The organism is Roseibium sp., from assembly GCF_965276855.1.
In the GTDB taxonomy this organism is placed as follows: domain Bacteria; phylum Pseudomonadota; class Alphaproteobacteria; order Rhizobiales; family Stappiaceae; genus Roseibium.
In genome coordinates this window covers 775,829-795,539 of sequence record NZ_OZ255700.1, presented here as the reverse complement: position 1 = coordinate 795,539, position 19,711 = coordinate 775,829, and the positions used below count along the sequence as shown (strand labels likewise).

The 19,711-nt window shown below is 55.7% G+C and carries 19 protein-coding genes; 6 read left to right on the top strand and 13 right to left on the bottom strand.

Going from position 1 to position 19,711, the window contains the following annotated elements:
• Positions 1–91 precede the first annotated feature (91 nt).
• Entirely contained in the window at positions 92–748 is a 657-nt protein-coding gene (locus ACQY4Z_RS03530) for a GntR family transcriptional regulator (protein ID WP_428526716.1), read from the top strand.
• Between the two features lie 199 nt (positions 749–947).
• On the top strand, positions 948–1,934 hold the full coding sequence (locus tag ACQY4Z_RS03525) for a GlxA family transcriptional regulator (protein ID WP_428526714.1): 987 nt from the start codon (positions 948–950) through the stop codon (positions 1,932–1,934).
• A 114-nt stretch (positions 1,935–2,048) separates the two neighbouring features.
• Here the strand turns inward: ACQY4Z_RS03525 and yghU are convergent, their stop codons facing one another.
• Positions 2,049–2,924 (bottom strand): glutathione-dependent disulfide-bond oxidoreductase, encoded by an 876-nt coding sequence (gene yghU / locus ACQY4Z_RS03520; protein ID WP_420338129.1) that lies wholly within the window; start codon positions 2,922–2,924, stop codon positions 2,049–2,051.
• Between the two features lie 292 nt (positions 2,925–3,216).
• On the opposite strand from yghU, the gene ACQY4Z_RS03515 reads away from it, so the two are divergent.
• Positions 3,217–3,993, top strand: coding sequence for a DUF3108 domain-containing protein (locus ACQY4Z_RS03515; RefSeq protein WP_428526711.1), 777 nt, complete (start codon positions 3,217–3,219; stop codon positions 3,991–3,993).
• Positions 3,994–4,044: 51 nt separating this feature from the next.
• On the opposite strand, the gene ACQY4Z_RS03510 is transcribed toward ACQY4Z_RS03515, so the two are convergent.
• The 10 genes from ACQY4Z_RS03510 to ACQY4Z_RS03465 form a co-directional block, all read right to left on the bottom strand.
• A complete protein-coding gene (locus tag ACQY4Z_RS03510) occupies positions 4,045–4,476 on the bottom strand; it encodes a universal stress protein (RefSeq protein WP_409690805.1) in 432 nt (143 codons plus the stop codon).
• The gene (locus ACQY4Z_RS03505) at positions 4,473–7,112 is read right to left on the bottom strand and encodes a TRAP transporter permease (protein ID WP_428526709.1); all 2,640 of its coding nucleotides are present in this window, start codon (positions 7,110–7,112) and stop codon (positions 4,473–4,475) included. The genes ACQY4Z_RS03510 and ACQY4Z_RS03505 overlap by 4 nt, the downstream gene beginning before the upstream one ends.
• Positions 7,113–7,294: 182 nt before the next feature.
• Positions 7,295–8,263: a TAXI family TRAP transporter solute-binding subunit gene (locus ACQY4Z_RS03500; RefSeq protein WP_409690809.1), complete on the bottom strand. Its 969-nt coding sequence runs from the start codon at positions 8,261–8,263 to the stop codon at positions 7,295–7,297.
• 52 nt (positions 8,264–8,315) lie between these two features.
• The gene (locus ACQY4Z_RS03495; RefSeq protein ID WP_133950757.1) at positions 8,316–9,179 is read right to left on the bottom strand and encodes a MurR/RpiR family transcriptional regulator; all 864 of its coding nucleotides are present in this window, start codon (positions 9,177–9,179) and stop codon (positions 8,316–8,318) included.
• A 181-nt stretch (positions 9,180–9,360) separates the two neighbouring features.
• A complete protein-coding gene (locus tag ACQY4Z_RS03490) occupies positions 9,361–9,738 on the bottom strand; it encodes a hypothetical protein (RefSeq protein ID WP_420338127.1) in 378 nt (125 codons plus the stop codon).
• Positions 9,739–9,813: 75 nt separating this feature from the next.
• On the bottom strand, positions 9,814–10,152 hold the full coding sequence (locus ACQY4Z_RS03485) for a slr1659 superfamily regulator (RefSeq protein WP_055671004.1): 339 nt from the start codon (positions 10,150–10,152) through the stop codon (positions 9,814–9,816).
• Between the two features lie 31 nt (positions 10,153–10,183).
• Positions 10,184–10,729 carry a slr1658 superfamily regulator gene (locus tag ACQY4Z_RS03480; protein ID WP_286182966.1) on the bottom strand — a complete coding sequence of 182 codons (546 nt, stop codon included), beginning with the start codon at positions 10,727–10,729 and terminating at the stop codon, positions 10,184–10,186.
• 3 nt (positions 10,730–10,732) lie between these two features.
• Positions 10,733–13,129: a SpoIIE family protein phosphatase gene (locus tag ACQY4Z_RS03475; protein ID WP_428526705.1), complete on the bottom strand. Its 2,397-nt coding sequence runs from the start codon at positions 13,127–13,129 to the stop codon at positions 10,733–10,735.
• Positions 13,126–14,304, bottom strand: a complete 1,179-nt coding sequence (locus tag ACQY4Z_RS03470) for a class I SAM-dependent methyltransferase (RefSeq protein ID WP_409690817.1) — start codon at positions 14,302–14,304, stop codon at positions 13,126–13,128. Before ACQY4Z_RS03470 ends, ACQY4Z_RS03475 begins: the two co-directional genes overlap by 4 nt.
• Positions 14,301–14,816 carry a hypothetical protein gene (locus ACQY4Z_RS03465; protein ID WP_428526703.1) on the bottom strand — a complete coding sequence of 172 codons (516 nt, stop codon included), beginning with the start codon at positions 14,814–14,816 and terminating at the stop codon, positions 14,301–14,303. Before ACQY4Z_RS03465 ends, ACQY4Z_RS03470 begins: the two co-directional genes overlap by 4 nt.
• A 386-nt stretch (positions 14,817–15,202) precedes the next feature.
• Here ACQY4Z_RS03465 and ACQY4Z_RS03460 point away from each other — a divergent pair, with 386 nt between their 5' ends.
• Positions 15,203–16,135, top strand: a complete 933-nt coding sequence (locus ACQY4Z_RS03460; protein WP_428526701.1) for a PP2C family protein-serine/threonine phosphatase — start codon at positions 15,203–15,205, stop codon at positions 16,133–16,135.
• On the opposite strand, the gene ACQY4Z_RS03455 is transcribed toward ACQY4Z_RS03460, so the two are convergent.
• Positions 16,126–16,569 carry an ATP-binding protein gene (locus tag ACQY4Z_RS03455; RefSeq protein ID WP_428526699.1) on the bottom strand — a complete coding sequence of 148 codons (444 nt, stop codon included), beginning with the start codon at positions 16,567–16,569 and terminating at the stop codon, positions 16,126–16,128. The genes ACQY4Z_RS03460 and ACQY4Z_RS03455 overlap by 10 nt on opposite strands.
• A 43-nt stretch (positions 16,570–16,612) precedes the next feature.
• Complete coding sequence (locus ACQY4Z_RS03450) at positions 16,613–16,969, bottom strand: STAS domain-containing protein (protein WP_428526697.1); 357 nt, start codon at positions 16,967–16,969, stop codon at positions 16,613–16,615.
• Positions 16,970–17,187: 218 nt separating this feature from the next.
• Here ACQY4Z_RS03450 and ACQY4Z_RS03445 point away from each other — a divergent pair, with 218 nt between their 5' ends.
• Both ACQY4Z_RS03445 and tssB read left to right on the top strand, forming a co-directional pair.
• Entirely contained in the window at positions 17,188–18,924 is a 1,737-nt protein-coding gene (locus ACQY4Z_RS03445) for a TssA family type VI secretion system protein (RefSeq protein ID WP_428526695.1), read from the top strand.
• Between the two features lie 188 nt (positions 18,925–19,112).
• Entirely contained in the window at positions 19,113–19,631 is a 519-nt protein-coding gene (gene tssB, locus ACQY4Z_RS03440; RefSeq protein ID WP_209173353.1) for a type VI secretion system contractile sheath small subunit, read from the top strand.
• Positions 19,632–19,711: the final 80 nt, after the last annotated feature.

Sequence of the window (19,711 nt, the reverse complement as noted above, 5' to 3'; positions counted from 1 at the left end):
ATCCTTGCACCGAATGTATTCTCCGTCAAATTTTTTGTATACAAGATGGAAATTATTGCGTGCAGGGAATAGGTGTGTTTATGTCAGCGGCATGGATAGGAAACGTGCAGATCTGATCGCCGACGAATTGGAGGGCCTCATTTTAGAGGGCACTTACAAAGATGGCGCGCGTTTGGATGAAGTCCAGCTCGCCGAGCGGTTTGAAGTCTCACGCACCCCGGTCCGGGAAGCTTTGCAGCGTCTCTCGCAGTCCGGCCTTGTGGAGCAGATCCCCCGGCGTGGCGTCTTTGTGCGACAACCGGGGCCGGTCGAACTTCTGGAGATGTTCGAGGTGATGGCCGAGTTGGAAGCCGTCTGCGCGCGTCTCGCCGCAAGCCGCATCACGGACCAGGCCTTGTCGGACCTTCATGCTGCCAACGCGCGTTGTGATGAAGCGGTCGCAGCTCAGGACACGGATGGCTATTACCTGGAAAACGAACGCTTCCACGCCATATTGTACCGGCAGTCCGGGAATGGGTTTCTGGAGCAGGAATGCCTCCGGCTTTACCGGCGCCTACAACCCTTCCGCCGCATGCAGCTCAGGGCAAGAGGGCGCTTACCGCAATCCATGGCCGAGCACAAAGCTATTGTGACTGCATTGGAAAAAGGGGATGGCGAGGGCGCAGCTGCGGCCATCCGGGGCCATGTCGCGGTTCAGGGCGAAAAATTCCACCATCTGATGGCCAGCCTGAAGCACGCAGCTGAATAGGTCACTTCAAGTCCGCAAGTGATCTGCGCGGCTTCGACAGAACATGCCGATTTGGGTCCTTAAGCTGTCTGCGAAGCAGCGAGGCAGGTTGTGAAACGCTGAACTCCCGAAATAAAGTACTTCGGACGGTCCTTGCTTTGATGTAGATGAGTAATCTGAAGATCGAAATGATTTGGCTTGAGTTGCTAGCATCAATCACATGAACCAGAGAGCTGAAGTTCGAACCATAGGCCCGCCGTACGAAGATGGTGCAAAGGTTGTTTTTGAGATCTTTGTTCAGCCAGGATTTTCGGACCTGGAACTTTCTGCCGTAACAACAGTACTGCGCACGGCAAACGATGTTCTAAACAACGATGTCTATTCATGGTCAGTCATCTCTGATGAACCGGGATTGGTGACCAGCAGCTCAGATTTGATCGTACGGGCGGCCCCCGCCATCAGCGGCCAGTATTTGTGCGATTGCCTGGTCGTCATTGGCGGCCGTTCCAGCCCTCCAGAGGCATGGCTGGCGCGCTTGAGGGCGATGCAACAGTTGCAACGACGCGTCATCCTCCTCTCGGACGCGTCCCGTCAATATGTGAGGTCGGTCAATAACCTCGATGCGCCAACGACCGCGCACTGGCGTGACGTGTCTCTGTTGCAGGAAGTCGGCTCCTATCCGAAACTGACAGACAGTTTGGTGGAAACACATGGCACCGTGCTGACCTGTGCCGGCCACGGTCATACCCTCGAAGCAATGATCGGTGTGCTTGAAGGCCAGTTGGACCGCCGGCAGTGCGCCGAGATTGCCAGTTTGCTTGTGCTCGATCGTGTTCGCGGATTTTCATCCGAACAACCCAAAGGCAGCAGTTACAGCTCCAGTTACTTTGAAAAGAGGCTGCAAAACGCACTGCGGCTCATGGAGGCCAACATCGAACAGCCCTTGCGTCTTGCAGATGTTGCCAAGGAAGTTGGTTTGTCAACACGTCACCTGGAGCGGTTGTTTACAGTCTATTTCAACACGACGCCGTCGAAACTCTATAAGAAAATTCGCTTGAAGAAGGCGCATGCGCTCGTCGTGGACACCCATCTGCAACAGATCGAGATCGCGCTTTCTTGCGGGTTTGGCTCCGCGGGATCCTTTTCGCTCGCCTACAAGGCGGAATATGGAGAAACGCCGACGCAACGCCGGAAGAGGATGCGGTAGATTCCTTAGTGATCTGGTTAAGCTGCCGCCGTTTGATCCCGGTTTGGTTTTGTTCGGATAAGAAAAAGGCGGCCCGTTTGAACCGCCTTTTTTGCAAATAGCCTCAGAAGCCGTTTATTCGGCGGCCGCCTTGGCAATCTCCAACTGCGCATCGATATCAGAGGCATCGTGCCGCTCGGCGAGCTGTCCGCTTTCGTCCCCAAAGACCCGGTTGACCATGCGCCCGCGGATTGCTGCCGGACGGGCGTCAATCTTTTCAGCCCAGGCAACGAGGTTCTTGTATTCATGGACGGAGAGGAATTCCGCTGCACTGTAAAGACGGCCCAATACCAGCCCGCCGTACCACGGCCAGATCGCCATATCGGCGATCGAATAATTTTCGCCCGCAATGAAGGGGCGCTCGGCGAGCGCCTTGTCCAGCACGTCCAGCTGCCGCTTGGCCTCCATTGAGAAGCGATCGATCGGATACTGGAATTTTTCCGGCGCATAGGCATAGAAGTGACCGAAACCGCCGCCGAGATAGGGCGCAGAGCCCATCTGCCAGAACAGCCAGTTGAGGGTTTCTGTCCGCTCAGGGCCTTCTGCCGGCAGGAATTCACCAAATTTCTCGGCGAGGTACATCAGGATTGACGCAGATTCGAAGACGCGGGTTTTGGCAGGCGTGCTGTGATCGACCAGGGCCGGGATCTTGGAATTGGGGTTTGCGCCGACAAAGCCGCTTCCGAACTGATCGCCGTCGCCAATCTTGATCAGCCAGGCGTCATATTCTGCGCCCTTATGCCCGAGGGCGAGCAGTTCCTCAAGCATCAAGGTGACCTTGACGCCGTTCGGAGTGGCAAGCGAATAGAGCTGCAAAGGATGTTTGCCAACCGGCAATTCCTTCTCATGCGTGGAACCTGAGACCGGCCGGTTGATGCTGGCGAACTGGCCGCCGCTTGGCTGCTCCCAGGTCCAGACTTTCGGCGGGGTGTAAGTGGTCGTATCGCTCATTTGGTCAATGTCTCCAGAACCGGATATTGGTCGATCTCGTAACGATGACCGGTGTGACGTCTCAAGTCATCGCATTATTACGATCAAATAGGCGTCGCAGGAGGTAATGCAACAGCATCCTTTCCAAATCCATGCGCTTTTCGGACGTTGAGCAACGTTCTTTGAACGATTGGGGCCGTGAGGCGTGCTGGCAACATGAATGTCAGATGAACCAACTCTCCGTACTGGTGCCCAAATCATCGGGCAATCTCCTTTTCAGAAATGATGAGGAGCCGGAACGAAGGGGAGCCCGATGCACCTGAAATCACTTGCCGCTGCACTTTGCTTAGTTGCCATGCCGGTCGAGGCGAGCAGCCTTTATGTGAAATACGACATCTCGCTGACGGGTTTGAAGATCGGCGAGGGCGCGCTTTCCGTCGATCTTCAGGATCAATCCTACAAGATCCACGGGCAGGGCAAGATGGCAGCCTTTGGCAATTTCGTTTCTGATGGTTCCGGCAATGTGCTTGCGACTGGCTCAGTATCGCCGCAAGGCCTGAGTCCGGCTGCCTTCTCGATGCAGGCGGAAGAAGACGGCAAACCGAACACGGTTTCGCTCTCTATGGCGAATGGCTCTGTCACGGGCACCAAGATCCACCCGGCCCAAGACAGGATGAACGAGCGGATCCGGGTCACGGATGCCCACAAACGGGGTGTGATCGATCCGCTGACTGCGGTCTTGTTTCCAGCGCCGAAGGGCCTGCACGCGGACAGCTGCAAGCGCACGGTTCCGATTTATGATGGCCGTGACCGGTATGACATCGTTCTGGACTACAAGACAAAGTATCAGAAGAGGGGCGGCCGGAAGGGCTATTCCGGTGGTGTCCTCACTTGCTCTGCCCGTTACAAGGCAATCGCCGGTCACAGGCCGAACCGCAAGACAATCCAGCAGTTGGAAGCAAATACGTCGATGGAGATCCACTTGGCCGAGGTGCCGGGCAAACCGTACCTTCTGCTTTATAGAGCCCGCCTGATGACACCCGCGGGGCCGCTCAACATCCAGAACGTTCGCTTCAAGATATTGAACTAAAGAGAAAGGGCAGGAAAATTCCGGCCCTTTGTTTGTGTCTGTACTGTCAGATCAGACCCTGACGACGTAGACCGAGCACTTGGAGTGCCGAACGACGCGGGCCGCGTTTGGTCCGAGCAGGAACTCGCGCAATTGAGGTTTGTGTGCCCCAATTACAATGAGGTCCGCATCTGTGCGTTTCGCCAGCTCCAGGATCTCTTCGTAGATCGAGCCCGTCGCAACAACGTGACGGATCTCCTTGTTGCGCTCCTCGCCCAAGACACTGCCGACAATATCTGTCAGCTTGTTTTGTGTGTCGTTGACGATCTCATCCTGAAAGTTCTCATCGAAATAGGAACTTACAAGCGTCACGCCGAAATTCGGCACAACGGTGATCACGTCGAGCTGGGCGTTGTCGAGCTGGGCGAGTTTGTCTGCCGTTTGAAGGACCTCGCGGTCTTCCGGATGGGTAATGTCGACGGCGCAAAGAATGGTCTTGTTCATGCCGGAGCTCCTTCCAGTTCCTTGCGTTCGACGCGGGCACGCGGGCGTTGGAGCAGATAGATCAGGCCGAGCAGCAGAAGACCCGGGATGTAGATCAGCTCCTTCGGCATTTGTTCAAGAGACACCTGGGCTTTTGCGATCTGGACCGGGTCATCCCCGTAGAAATCGAAGTTGCCGAGTGTTTCAAAGAACGGTGTGCCCGGGAAGGGTTCATCCATTTTCATCACGCCGTCTTCATCAAAGACGGTCAGGCCAACAGCAGACAGGCGCGCTTCCGCATCCGGCTCGTCTCCGACGGTCAGGATGAAGGTCGTTTCCGCCTGAGATCCTGTATCGAAGTCGGGGCCGTTCACGGTGATGCGGATCTCGTCTCCCGGGTTAGCCTCGCCAACGGCCTCAACGAAACTGGTCGGTTGAACAATTTCGAACGGAGGCTGGATCCGGTTCATGAAGAAGTCCGGACGGAACAGGATGAAAGCAACAAGCACCAGAGCGATGCTCTCATAGATGCGTGAGCGGGTGACGAAATAGCCCATGGTTCCGGCCGTGAAGGCCAATATGGCTATCGTCGCCATTATGAAGACCAGAATACCCTGTCCCCAGCCGACGTCGATCAGAAGCAGATCGGTATTGAAGATGAAGACGAACGGCAGGGCGACGGTTCTGAGCGAATAGAAGAACGCCGTGAAGCCAGTCTTGATCGCATCACCGCCAGATACCGCGGCTGCGGCGAAGGAGGCAAGTCCCACCGGAGGCGTCACATCCGCCATGATGCCGAAGTAGAAGACGAACAGGTGAACGGCAATCAGCGGCACGATCAGGCCGGATTGGGCACCGAGTTCTACCACCACACCGGCCATCAGCGAGGACACCACGATGTAGTTCGCCGTGGTCGGAAGACCCATGCCGAGGACCAGCGAGAGAAGTCCGACAAAGGCCAGCATCAGGACGAGGTTGCCGCCAGAGACCAGTTCCACAAGGTCGGCCATCACCTGGCCGATCCCGGTCAGGGTCACGGTGCCGACGATGATGCCGGCGGTTGCGGTGGCAAGGCCGATGCCGATCATGTTGCGGGCCCCATCGATCATGCCCTTGGCAAGATCAACAACGCCTTCCTTGAACTCCTCGACCATCTTGTTTTCGCCGCGGAAGATCGCCTTGATCGGCCGCTGGGTCAGAAGGATGACGAAGAGCAGGGTGGTTGCCCAGAACGCGGAGAGGCCCGGAGACTTCTGCTCAATCATTAGGAAGTAGACAAGCACAACGATCGGCAGGAGGTAGTAGAGGCCGGACTTGTAGATGTCGGCGATCTCCGGAAGGACGATGTCCTTGGCATTGGGATCATCCGGGTGCAGGTCGTCAACGCTCGCGGCGAGCTTCAGAAGCACGACGTATGCAACGAAAACAAGAACCGCAAGGATCCAGCTGGCGCCATCCGGTACAAGGGCCGTGATCCAGCCGATCGGGAACTTGATGCCGTAACAAAGCGCAGCAAAGCCCGCGAAGAAGAAGAACATGCCCATGACGGTACGCAAGGTGGACACGGTCTTGTGGCCGATGGTCGGCATGTTCCGCTTCACCGCTTCCAGGTGCACGATGTAGACCAATGCGATGTAGGAAATGACCGCAGGCAGGAAGGCGTGGGTGATCACTTCGACATAGGAAATGCCGACATACTCCACCATCAGGAAGGCGGCAGCACCCATGACAGGTGGCATGATCTGCCCGTTTACGGACGACGCAACTTCAACGGAACCGGCCTGTTCATTGGTAAAGCCAACCCGCTTCATCAGCGGAATGGTGAAAGTGCCAGTGGTAACAACGTTCGCAATGGACGAACCGGAGATGAGGCCCGTTGCGGCTGACCCCACGACGGCCGCCTTGGCCGGGCCGCCTTTCAGGTGGCCGAGCGCTGCAAAGGCCATCTTGATGAAGTAGTTGCCCGCGCCCGCTTTATCGAGCAGGGCGCCGAATAGAACAAACAGGAATACGAACTTGGTGGAGACGCCAAGGGCAATCCCGAAGACACCCTCCGACGTGATCCACATATGGCTCATCGCCTTTTGCAGCGATGCGCCTTTCCAGCGCATGACTTCCGGGACCCATTGGGAAGAACCGAAAAAGACATAAAGCAGGAAGACGGTGGCGACGATGGCCATCGCAGGACCCAGGGTCCGGCGTGCAGCTTCAAACAGGATCAAGATGCCTGCGAGCGCAAACCATTTGTCGATGTCGTCGGCGAGGCCGCCGTTGTTGACGATTTTCTCATAGAAGAAGAGGCCGTAGAGCGCGAGAAACGCACCGGACAGGGCCAGGACCCAATCCTGGATCGGGATGTGATGGCGCGGGCTGCTTTTCAGAGCCGGGTAGGCCATGAAGGCGAGGAAGATGGCAAAGGCAAGGTGGACCTGGCGGCTGTTGTTGATCAGGTCGCTGGGCAGAACATAGTTGGCAAGGGGAGACGCAAGAAGAACCTGGAAAGCGGACCATGCCAAAGCGACAGCTGCCAGAAAGAGCCCAATCGGGCCGGCAGGGTTCCGCGAGCCGGAATCGGACGCTGCGACCAGTTCCTGAAGCTCTTCCTCAGACAGGCCACTCGACCCGGCCTTCTTGTTCGCCTGATACTCTTCAGACATCAAATGTTCCCCCGTTTGTCCGGCCCCCAATTCGCCGGTCCGATAATTCCCAAGATCCTATGAGCGAAGCTGCTCTGGACAAAGACATGTTTTGAAAACAGCACGCGATCTTCTGTGTGGCATGGCTGTGCTGACAAAAGGCCCGGAAGCTTGCTCCCGGGCCCATGTTTCAGAAGGTCGGATTAGTTGATCCAGCCTTTTTCTTTGTAGTACTTCGCAGCACCTGGATGCAGCGGAGCGGACAGACCGTCCTGAGCCATTTCTTCCGGCTTCAGGTTGGCGAATGCCGGGTGCAGCTTCTTGAAGGCATCGAAGTTTTCGAAGACCGACTTGACCAGGGTGTAAACAGTGTCTTCAGACACGTTGGAAGAGGTCACGAAGGTTGCGCCCACACCGAAGGTGCCGGTGTCAGCATCGTTGCCGCGGTACATGCCGCCCGGGATGGTGGCGGTGCGGTAGTAGCTGTTGTCAGCAACCAGCTTGTCGACAGCGTCGCCGCCAACGGTCACGAGTACGGAGTCACACGCGGTGGTGGCTTCCTGGATGGAACCGGACGGGTGACCAACGGTGTAGACCATTGCATCGATCTGGTTGTCACACAGAGCTGCGGACTGCTCGGCAGCTTTCAGCTCGGTTGCGAGCGCAAAATCGTCCGCAGTCCAGCCTTTGGCTTCCATCAGAACTTCCATGGTGCCGCGCTGACCGGAACCCGGGTTACCGATGTTGACGCGCTTGCCCTTCAGGTCATCAAAAGTCTTGATGCCGGAATCTGCGCGAGCCACAACGGTGAACGGCTCCGGGTGTACGGAGAATACAGCGCGCAGCTCTTCGAACGGACCTTTGTCTTCGAACTTGGATGTGCCGTTGAAGGCATGGAACTGCCAGTCAGACTGGGCAACACCAAACTCCAGCTCGCCTTCACGGATGGTGTTGATGTTGTACACAGAACCACCAGTGGATTCGACCGAGCAACGGATGCCGTGGTCTTTGCGATCCCGGTTCACCAGGCGGCAGATTGCGCCACCGGTCGGGTAATAAACACCTGTGACACCGCCGGTGCCGATGGTGATGAATTCTTCCGCGGCAGCTGCGCCGGTGAAGGCGATGCTGGTCGCAAGAACAGCACCTGCAAGGTTCAGTTTCATCATCATTTGACTAGGCTTCCCTCTATTTCAGTTTTTGTTCCAGAGCGGTCCAACCACCCTAGACATTTTCAAGTTCATCGAGCAAGCGATTGTGCCTGTCGACATTTTGGATCCGGGCTTCCGCCTCGGAACCGGCTCGCGCGACCAGCATGCCCGTAATGGTCTCAATGAGAACGAGCGTGGCCGCGTAAGATGAGAAAAAGTGTGGACTTTCAGTGCGCTGAATGAAGTGATGGTCTGCGAATTGCAACCCTGGAAACGCATGACTGTCGGTCAGGACGATCACTTTCGCACCGTTTTCTGCTGCAAGTTCCGCCGCCCGGACCGAGCGGTGGGCATACGGGTGTTTAGACACGATCACGATGCAATCGTCCTTGGTCAGACTTGCAAGTGCACCGCCCAGGGACGCGCCATTGCGCCCTGCCACGATCCAGCGATCATTGAACCAGTTGGCGAGGTACGCGAAGTAATCGGCAAAGCCGGCTGAAGCGAGCGCGCCGACAACAACAGTCCTGCGCGCTTTTGACAGGCAGTCAACAACCTGTTCCAACCGAACCGGATCAATGTCGTCGACGAGCGCCTTGATGTTGTCGACACAGGCAGCCGCCTGACGGGGCAACAAGGGCTGATCCGCCTCGTTTCGAAGCTGCCGGGCCTTGTCCTGAAAACTGCTGCCGCGCTGGCTCAGTTCCATCCGCGCCTGTTCGCGCAAGGCTTCGTAGTCGGTAAAACCGATGGCCCGCGCGAGCCGGGTATAGCTGGCAGGGGAGACACCGCTTGCGGCGGCGATCGCCCGCAGGCTGCGCGTTGCGATTTCAAGCTGGTTGTCTGCAAGGTAATCCGCGGCCGTCCGCAAGGTCTCGCTGAGATCAGCGTAATTTGCTGTGATGGCAGCTCGGATTTGTGGTCGCGCAGATGTCATGCGCGCACTGTTTCATTTGTTTTTTTGATTGTCAATTTCTGAAACAATTGTTTCGTCGTATTCGAAATTTTGCATAGGAGATAAGTCGGGTCACGTTAGGTGACACAGCGTGCTTCGGGACCGGCAAAAGGGTGCTGAAACATAGGAAATGTAAAGGGAAATCGCAGAGCGCAGATGCGGGCTACTCGACGATGGTCTCGCAGTACGCCTTCACCTTCTCAAGCGGCATTGAAGTGCTCTGGACTTCCATCCGGAGGATTTTGCCGTCAGCCCGCGTTAGGATCGCCAGATTGCATTCGTCTGTCAGCGGCTTCGGGTTCTTCTTTTCCGTATAGGTTCGCTCGTTGATGGACGACCAATAGTAAACGAGCTCCTTGGGATCTCCGCCCGGGTAGTTGATCGGATCGGCTCCTTTCGGGATTGCATCATAGGCAATCACGTCCGAGGGCGGGCCATATTTGAGAAAGAAGTCTGCCGACGGTTTGCCGACATAAGTGCTTTTGAATTCAGGATTGGTCGAGGTCTGGCATGCGGCAAGCCCCAGGCACAAGAGTGCCATGAGGGCTTTTCCTTTTGCGGGAATGTGGCGTCCGCTGATCATGTCCGATTTCCCGGCCGCTGCGATGTGCAGCCGTCAGTTGATTTGCAACTCGAGAGACTTGTGCAGACGCTGAAGGTTACGCAGGGACTTGGACTGCCACGGAATGGCTTTGGAACCGAGAACACGCACACCGATTTCCGGTTGCTTGCGGATCTCGATGGTGAACTTTGCAAGGAGGTTGATGCCGGAACTGTTGAGGAATTCCAGACCGGTCAGGTCAAGTACGATTTCTTCCGGTTTGGAATCGAGCACATTGTTCATGAGTTCCAGGATTGGCGCATACGCCTCCGTACCAGACAGACGCATCGTGCCTTCATAATGGATCTTCGACCCTTCTGCCCAGACACGGTAGTCGTTGGTGCTGATTTCCATTCTAATCGTTCCCTCGGAATTATGTATGCGCTCAGGAGAATGTCAGCGCAGCTACAGTTTTCAAGTTGACCGAACCATTACTGGCATCCGGCGTGAAGCGCCAGCCGAGTTTTGCATCATAATCGCTCATTAGCGTCAAAAGCCCAAGTCCGGACCCGGAGGAGTCCAGATCGGTCGCGTTGGCTTCAATGCGTTCCAGAAGAAGTTCGCCCGGATCTCGTGCCAGGATTTCCGTCAAGAGCTCCTGAAACTTCTCTGCCGTGGCCGGATCAATCACATTGGAAATCTCGGATTCGAAATGATTTCCGTCCAGAGAGCAGCTGATCTCGATGTTGCCATCGTGGCGGAACTTCACCGCATTCTCCAATATTTCGTTCAGCAAGTAGCCGATGCTGTGCCGGGCGTCGACCTGATCGACCCCCTTTGCACAGCATTTTGCAAAATAATCGCCAAGAAAATCGGAGGTTGTTCCGCAGTGTTGCCAGCTCAGCTCCAGCGGTTCTGCGGCGAGGGTGATGTGGAGCGTGGTTGCTGACGGCCCATTCGTCAGCTCGGCGTGTCCGAATGTCACTGTCATAGCCTACCTGTGCTTCATCACCACAAGGGTAATGTCATCAAACATTTTTTGTGTGTCAATGTGTGCTTTAACTTCCGTCAGTATCGCCTCAATAATGGCTTTGGCTGGTTTGCCCGCATTGGCTTTGGCGCAGGCGCACATCCTGTCGAAGCCGTAAAGAACGCCGTCCGGGTTTTCCGCCTCTGTCACACCGTCTGTGTGAAGAAGAAGAACATCATCCGGACCGAAATTCAGGACTTCAGTTTGCACAAATGGTGCAATGTCCGCTTCCAGGCCAACCGGGAAACCGAGTTCGACCGTATCGATCCGTTCGACATCGCCATTCGCCCGGATAATCAGCACTTCCTCATGCTGTCCGGAGAGCGTGACCTTGCCATCCTCGTAATCAACGAAGGCGAGGGTCATGTGTTTGTCGGAGTTGGTCCGCGCGATGTTCTTGTAAAGCGCCCGGTTGAGCACTTCGAGGAAAGCAATTGGGTCGTTGTCGCCCTTTTCCTGCAAGGCCCGGGCAACAGACTGCACCATGAGCATCAGTACGCCACTTTCCAGCCCGTGCCCGGTCACGTCGCCGATGCCGACTTTCACCCGGCCGCCGTCATGGAGAACGTCATAGTAATCACCGCCGACTTCATCCGCCGGCTCCATGTAGGCAGCGATTTCGATTTGGGCGATGCCTTCCAGTTCACTGCGCCTTGGCAGCACCATCTCCTGGATGCGTTTCGCCACATCAAGTTCAGCGCCAAGTCGCAGGTTTTCGTTCTGAAGACGTTTGTTGAGCGCGACGATTTCCTTGTTCGCGGTTTCCAGTTTGCCGGTGCGCTCTTCGACCAGTTTTTCAAGGTTTTCCGTATGATAACTGATTTCCTCTGCCATCCGGTTGAAGGCCGTGCCCACGGCTCCGACCTCATCCTTGCTCGGGATTTTCACCCGGACGGAATAGTCCTTGTTTTGAAGGGCGCGGGCGGCGTCTGCAAGGGCGCTTAGGCCAGCGGTAATCCGGCCAGAAATCGCGTAAACGGCGATGAAAACGATCACCAAACTGATCAGCAGGGCCGCGATCTGCCATTGAACGATGCTGCGGGTGGCGTTGGATATCTCCTCTTGCACCTCGCCAAGCGTTTCGTACATTTCCCCTTCAGAAACGAGGAAGCCGAGGGTCAGGCTCTCTGAGACAATTGTGGAGCCGTTCCAGAGGTTCACCGGATCCAGCCGTTTCAAAACAACGATAAAGTTTTCTGGCCCATTGCCTTCGTCAATTTCGAGGGTTTTGATCACCGTGTTGGCGTCTTCCGGCAACAGAAGGTTCGAGATCGCGGGATAACGGCTCTGATTCAAGAAGCGGTTGATCCCGGTTACGCCCTGACCCGTGGCATCAACTGAGATGAGGCCGAGCTTTTCCGCGCCAACTTCACTCACAGCAATAACATTGCCGGCGGAGCTGGTCAGGAAGCCAAAGCCCGTGTCAGCAATCTGCACGTTCTCAACCAATTCGCCGAACTGGTCGAGCGTTACATCAACAGCCGCCATCCCGGCGACGTCAGACCGGTCCTGGGTCCACAGCGGTTCGAAGAAACTGACAATCAGAGCGCCGGTGATCGCGTCGATGTAAGGTTCTGTTGCAACAATGTTTCGGTCGACTGGACGGGAAGAGGGGTCGCTGATCCAGTTCTGCCAGCCCTCATAAACGCCGGGAAAGAAGAAATCCCAAAAGTTCTCTTCGTTGTGGCCTGGATACAGCCGATCAAAGGTTTGCGCCTGAGTGGTATAGGGCGTCGTCCGCATGATCGGCGTGTCTTTGGGACCGACATAGTACATCTGCAGCTTCTGCGAACCTGATGACATCAGGGCAGGGGCCACCAGGTTGAAGGCGGCGCTGTCAATGACTTCCTCTCTGGCGCTAGGCAGGAGGTTGCCCTCATCATCAAGCAAATAGCCCCAGATGCTGACAACAGACGGACCTGCAAGGTTCTGAGCCCAACCGCCTTGCGGATCAAAGGTGATGTCCTGATCGCCCAGTTCCGGGTCACTTTCCACTGCTTCGCCAATCCGGATTTCCGTCTCCGGGTGATCGATCAAAGCCTGGAGCGAGCTGCCGAGGGTCTCAACTTCAGAGTATGTCTGATCGAGCAGGAGGTTTGTGCGAAGCGCTGTCGTGTCGATATAGGTATTGAGGTATTCCTGCGTTGCCTCCGTCAGACCCTGGCTCACAGTTGCGGTTGCGTCTCTGGAAAGCCGTTGCACGTTCCAGATGGCAACACCGCCAGCCAGCATAATGTCGAACAACACGGCCGCCCCGACCACAAGCAGGAACTTGGCGCGAAAACTGTGCCGGGAAAAACGGCCGATCTCTTCTTCCTGATCGGCCTTGTTCGCGGTCGCGGGAGACTGGGTCTGTGTCATAGAGGCTTCCGTCCAGAGGCAACCCAGATTGGCCAACCAGCGTAGCCTTTGGGGTGCAGGGCAGCAAAAATGTGATCCTGGAAACCTTGCCGGAAACGGGCAATCTGTTCCGGACTGTCACCACGTTCTACGGCCATTTGGCCAGCATAAACGTTTTCCCAGGATTGGATGATGTCAGCGAAGTCTTGTGGATTGCCGTCAAGGTTGGTGACCATGAAGCTTTCCATTTTGATGTCTTCAAACCCGCCGTCGATCAGATAGCGCCGGCTCTTGGGGCCGAGCTCGATATCCATATCGAAGTGGTCCCAGAGCTTGGCGACCTCGTTATAGGTCCACTGAATGGTTTCGGACCGCGGTTCGCCAAGGCAGTGCGAGTTTTTCTCGTTTGTGATGTAGACCCGGCCGCCCGGTTTGCAGATCCGGTAGAGTTCTTTCAGGATCTCTTCCGGATGATCAAAAACCTGCAGGGCATGGCGGCAAGTGACGAAATCAAACTGGTTGCTTTCCAGAAGCATCTCAGAGGCATCGCCATAAACATACTCGATGCCCTTTACGCCAAATTCCGCGGCAACCTTACGCGCATAATCAAGGCTTGATTTTGAGTGATCGAGCGCAACCAGCCGGCCAAGTTCGTATTCCTTTTGCGCCAGAACAGCGAAATCACCAATTCCGCAACAGATGTCCGCCATCTGCATGCCAGGCTTCAGGCCATGACGGCCGAGGATTTCGCGTTCGTGGTGCCAGGTCAGCTTGGTTTGTGTCCGCAGAATCGGAATGAAACCACCTTCTTCCAGGAAGGTCTGCCCCGGATAAAAGTCGCTATCGTACTCACTGACCGTAATGTTCTGGTTCGCGCTTTCCAAAGCCTGGAATTTGCGTGTTGACCATCCAACACAGCTCGACGTTGTTACCTGGATGTTCAGGTCTGGCCGGTTAACGCAAGTATCGACCAGGTGCCGGGCAATCGCCTGAAAGGCAACGTTGTTCATACGCACGAGGCGGCGGACGTTCAGATAGAGCCGGCCTTTGACGGTAGACGTCGCAGAATCCAGGGCCTCCATGCAGCCATTGAGCTCATCGGCGGATTGCGGCCGCAAGCTGCCTTGCAGGGAGAATTCCTGATCGTTTTCATTGAAACGCCAATCGAATGCGTGGCCAGTCGCTGGGGAAGTCACGATGCATTATCCTCGAAAACAAGATCGGCCGTCAGGCAAATACGGTTGTTTGATTGGTCACGGGTCAGGTTGAACTCCGCCCCATAATCGACGCTCAGCTCCAAAAGACCGAGGGATCTATCCGGGTTCTCTGCTGAGAAAAGGCGATCCAGATAGATGGCGTCCTTGTCTGGACGCTTGGTCAAGGCGACCGCGTCATCGTAAAAACGCGCGACATCTTCGCTGCCGGGCATATCGATCTCGATCCGGTCTGCATTCTGACGGCGTTTGAACCGGCACACGACCTTGCCGTCGTTTCCGTGTCTGTGGAACGCTGTTTCCATCAGCTCATTGAGTGCGGATGAATAAAGATTGGCAAACAGCATGGAATCGAGACGGTTGTGACAAACCATCCGGGAGACGTAGCTCGAAACAAGATCGCAGTTGGCCCAGTTTGAAGAAAAATCGCGAACATCCAGATCGATCTCGATCATCGGCGTTTCGCCCGCTCCGCTGGCGTTCGAATATGACACGTCGCCCAAACTCCATTATTGACGCCGAAATTTGCGCTCAGTTTTAGTTTCCGAACACAGATGACTGCGGCTCCCTATCACCGCGGCAGGAAGTATGACGTCGAAATCGTTAAGCTAGATCCAACCAGAATGGTAAATATTAGCCCCATCCCTAGTTCAACTGTTTGAACTTTGAGTGTCAACCAGTATGAATTATCAAGGCTTTTGGCAGTTATTCTGATAGGTGACAAGATGCGGGGCTGATCTATCCGCAAGCATCTGGGGAATGTTGATTTTTCGCTGCTCTTGCGCAGTGTATTTCCAAAACCAACAAACGTCGTTAAATGACTAGCGGAACGGCTGCGAGGAGCGCGGCGGAAAACTCTGACTGTTGTTAGAAACGGAAAATGGCGGATTCGTTTTCATCTGATTCTCAAACCGGCGGGTACAGCGCATCTATGAAAGATGAATTGGAAGCCCTGCGCGCCGAGCTGGCAGAGTTGAAAGCCGAGCAAGCGGATCTGCAGCTGCTTTATGAAGCGACCATCGAACACGGCGAGGCCGTGGAAGATCAGCTTGCCGAGAACAATCAGCTTCTTCTGGACACCCAACGCAGGCTTGAGGCCGAATTGGCCGACGCGGGCCGGTATGTGTTGTCGATCCTGCCGGAGCCGAGGTCGGAAGGCCCGAAAGCGGACTGGCTTTTGGTTCCGTCAACGGAACTTGGTGGCGATTCCTTCGGCTATCATGACCTCGATAGCGATCATTTTGCCATATACCTGATCGATGTCTGCGGACACGGGGTTGGTGCAGCGCTGCTCTCTGTTTCGATTATCAACGTGTTGCGCTCTTGCGCGCTGCCGGAAACAGATTTTCGTATCCCCTCCGATGTGCTTTTCAAGTTGAACAACGCCTTCCCAATGGAACGGCAGAACAACATGTTCTTCACCATCTGGTACGGCGTTTTTCAAAGGTCGACCGGTAAACTGTCTTATGCGTCCGGGGGGCATCCGGCAGCCGTTCTGTTGCCAGCGGTCAACGAAGAGGGGGCGTTTTCGCTCATTGGAACGAGCGAAGGCATGGTGATCGGCGCCATTGAAGATATGACGTTCGACCAGTCCGACGTATCGGTAAGATCAGGAGATCGCTTGTTGGTGTTGAGTGACGGCACCTATGAGGTGGATGACCTTGAAGGCGATGTCTTAAGCCTTGAGGGTCTGGCCAACGAGGCACTTGCCGCAGACGGCTCCATACCTTCACATATTCTAGAGTGGGTTCAGAAAAAGTCTGGTCAATCCGAGTTGCCGGATGACTATTCAATGATCGAGTTTCAGTTCTGATCGGTTCCGCTGGAGCTCAACCGCAAAACCACCCGCGTCGTATTGGTGCCGTCGTTCCGGGAATGCGACACCTCTTCAGACACCTGATGGACCAGAAAGAGACCCAATCCGCCAACTGACATGTCCTCGGCAGACGCCTCGGTCATATCGAGGACAGGTGCGGTCCCGGTGTCAAAAGCGGTTGCGTGATCTTCCAGGGTCAAGGCGAGCCTGTCCCCGTCTTTGGCAAGTTCGATTTTGATGGTGTCAGCCACGGCCTCTGGATAGCCGTAGGACACGGTGTTAGAGAACAGCTCTTCAAGAATCAACGAGAGATGACGGCGAATGTGGTCATCAAGACCGTGGCGTGCAGCAAGGTCATCCAGAAAGGTATAGATCCTGGAGAGTTCCTCTAACTCGTTCGCAACTTCCAAAGTCCCGAGAACCGATGTCATCTGCCCGGTCTCCTTTTAAGGCGCTGGGCGCACATAACGGCAGCTAGCCCCGGATCTCTGCCAGAGCATCATCGCGTCCCTCAACCACGCTGAGGATTTTAAGGAAGCCGGAAATCTTTAGGACTTCATGAACCGATGGATTGACGCCGAAGAGGATCAGTTTGCGTCCTGCCGGGGCGATCTGTTTGGTGATGATCAACAAGGACCGCAGGCCGAAGCTGGTGACATAATCCACGCCGCTCATGTCGATCAGCAGGCTGGCATCGCTCTCTTGGGCGGCTGATTTGAGATGTGCTTCAAAGTCCTTTGCCGACAGGGTCTCCAATTTGCCTTTGGGGCAAATGATCCGAATCCCGTCCACCGTTTCGTTATCGATCGTGAGATGCGCCGCATCCGCCATTTGGACCATACCTTCCACAGGATTGATTAGGGGCTGAAACTCGTCAGTGCGTGGATTTCCCTTGAAGCATGAAAATCTTATAAAATGAAGAACGCAACGGGTGTTTCCTGTCAATGACGTGGCGGTATATGGTCCGAGCCTGGACCGGTGATCTGGCTGTGACGAAGTGGGATGCCGGAAGACCATTATGCTGCGGGCCGTGACAGGGGAATACTCCAATGGCTGAAGAGATTGTAATTCCTGAGTTGTCCGACCCACGGGCAGAGGTCGGCAAGGTTGCACTGGCGAATGCGGACGGGCAGGAAGAGTTCCGCGACAGTCCGGAATTTGAGGAGCTTGAATCCGAATTCCGGAAAATGGAGATCGACGGGCCATCTGCCGTCAACTGGAAGATGCTCAACGAGAAGACCGTCGATGTATTAAAGGATAACTCGAAGGATCTCGTTCTGGCGACCCGGCTCGCTTATGGTCTTTTTCTGGAGGAAGATTTCAAGGGCCTCGCGGTAGGCGTCAAGATCCTCGAAGACATGTCCAAGGACCATTGGGAAGACATGATGCCTCCCGTGCGGCGTGAACGCGGCCGGGCAGGGGCCTTCGACTGGTTTGCAGAAAAACTCGGCTCACTTGTCGAGGGAAAGACGCCAGAGGGCGAACAGGGCATGGCTGCGCTTCAGGCGCATGACTACCTGCTTGAACTTGATACCGCACTTGAACAGAAATTCACCAAATCGCAAGCAGCTCTTGGTCCGTTGATCCGCGCGCTCCGCCCAATTGCAAAAAACATACGCTCGGTGCTTGAGGAAGAAGCGCGAAAGAAAGCCGAGGCAGAAGCGGCGGCCCAAGCCGCGGAAGATGCGAAGGAAGCCGGTGCAGTGGCGGCTGCCAGTCCGGCAGCAGAGGCAGGTTCGGAGAGCGCTCAGGCAACCGAACCAGCCGCCGCCGAGCCTGCCGCCACAGCTTCTGCACCGGCCCCTGTTGCTGCACCAGCACCGCAAGCTCCCGTCTCGGCCCAAGCCGCCGCGCCAATAGCCGTTCCGGAAGTGGCCGTGGATGGCGATGGGGATGCGGCTTTCACATCACTCTTCAATGCAGCCGGCAAGGTGGCGTCCAGTAGCCGGCAACACGCGCCGCAGGATCCGAGAGGGTATCTTTGTGCCCGCTTCGCCGTCTGGGGCCGTGTCATGGTCTTACCGCCCTCCAACAGTGGAAAGACCAGTTTGCCACCACCTCAGAAAAACCGGATTGCGGAATTGCAAGCGCTCAAGGGAGCTGGAAATCATCTTGGTTTGATCCAGTCAGCCGAAGGCGCCTTCATGTCATCGCCGTTCTGGATCGATGCGCACTTCATGATCTGTGAAGCGATGAGTGCGCTCGGCAGTGAATATGATCATGCGCGTCTGTTGATTGAGGGGGAACTGGCCGGGTTCTTGAAACGCTTGCCGGATGTGTTGTCCCTGTCCTTCAGCGACGGAACGCCGTTCGCGAGCGGTGAGGCGAAAGCATGGATCAATCAAAGTGTTACCGTTGGCGGCGATGCAGGAGGTGACGCGGACCAGCTCGCAGGGGCCGCATCAACAGCCGCTAGCCTGGCTCAGGCCGGTAAGGTTGTTGAGGGATTGGCGGTCTTGAAAGACTATTGCGCCGGCTGCCGGGCGGAGCGGGACTGGTTCCGTGGACAGCTGAAGCTGAGTGAATTGTGCCTGCAGTTCGATGTTCTTCAGCCGTTGGTGGCTCAATTGTCGCGGCTTCGAAAGACGGCAGAAGACGCGAATCTGGCGGCCTGGGAGCCAGACTTGGTCGTCGAATTGGCCCGGCTCTCATGGCGTAGTCTCAACCACAAAAACATCCGTCAGGTCATTTCTGACAATGATTTGGTGCCTTTAAAGGCCTCAGTCATGGAAACTTTGTCGATACTGGATCTCGGCGCGGCTGCCGAGTTGACGGGCAAGCGATGACCGCGCAAAGTGGTTTTGTTGTGTGCCTTTTGAAAAAAGTCATGTCTTTGAGGGGTCTTTTTTAAGACTCTTCTAGACAGATTTGACATGAAACAGTTCTAGAGTGCCCCCCCGACAGGGGAGCACCAGTTTTAAAACATGATTTCCGTAAGTGACATCGGAAGCTCGACTGACGTTAAGGAGAAGGCATGTCCAAAGAATCCTCCGTCGCTCCCAAGGAGCGGGTAAATATCAAGTACAAGCCCGCGACGGGAGACGCTAAGGAAGAAGTTGAACTTCCGCTGAAGCTCGTCATGCTTGGGGATTACACCATGCGTCCCGACGACACGCCCGTCGAAGACCGGTCCCTGATCAACATCAACAAGGACAACTTCAACGAGGTGATGAAAAGCCACGAGTTGAAGCTGGACATGTCGACAGACAACAAGCTGGTCGAGCAGCAGGAAGGCGAAGAGCAGGAAAAGCTCTCCGTTTCTCTGAAGATCGAAAGCCTGGCCGATTTCTCTCCTGAATCCGTTGTGCGTCAGACACCGGAACTCAACAAACTTCTGGAGCTGCGTGAGGCGCTTGTTGCCTTGAAGGGGCCGCTGGGCAACGTTCCGGCGTTCCGCAAGGCAATCCAGAATGTTCTCGGCGATGAGGCTGCGCGCGAAAAACTTCTGGCTGAACTCACCAAGACGACCGGCAATTCCGGCGACGGCGAATAAGTGCCGTTCAAATCGGCGGCGCAACCGGCGCCCGCTGATTTCATCTTACCCGGACCACAGCAAGATCAGAGACCGTGAAC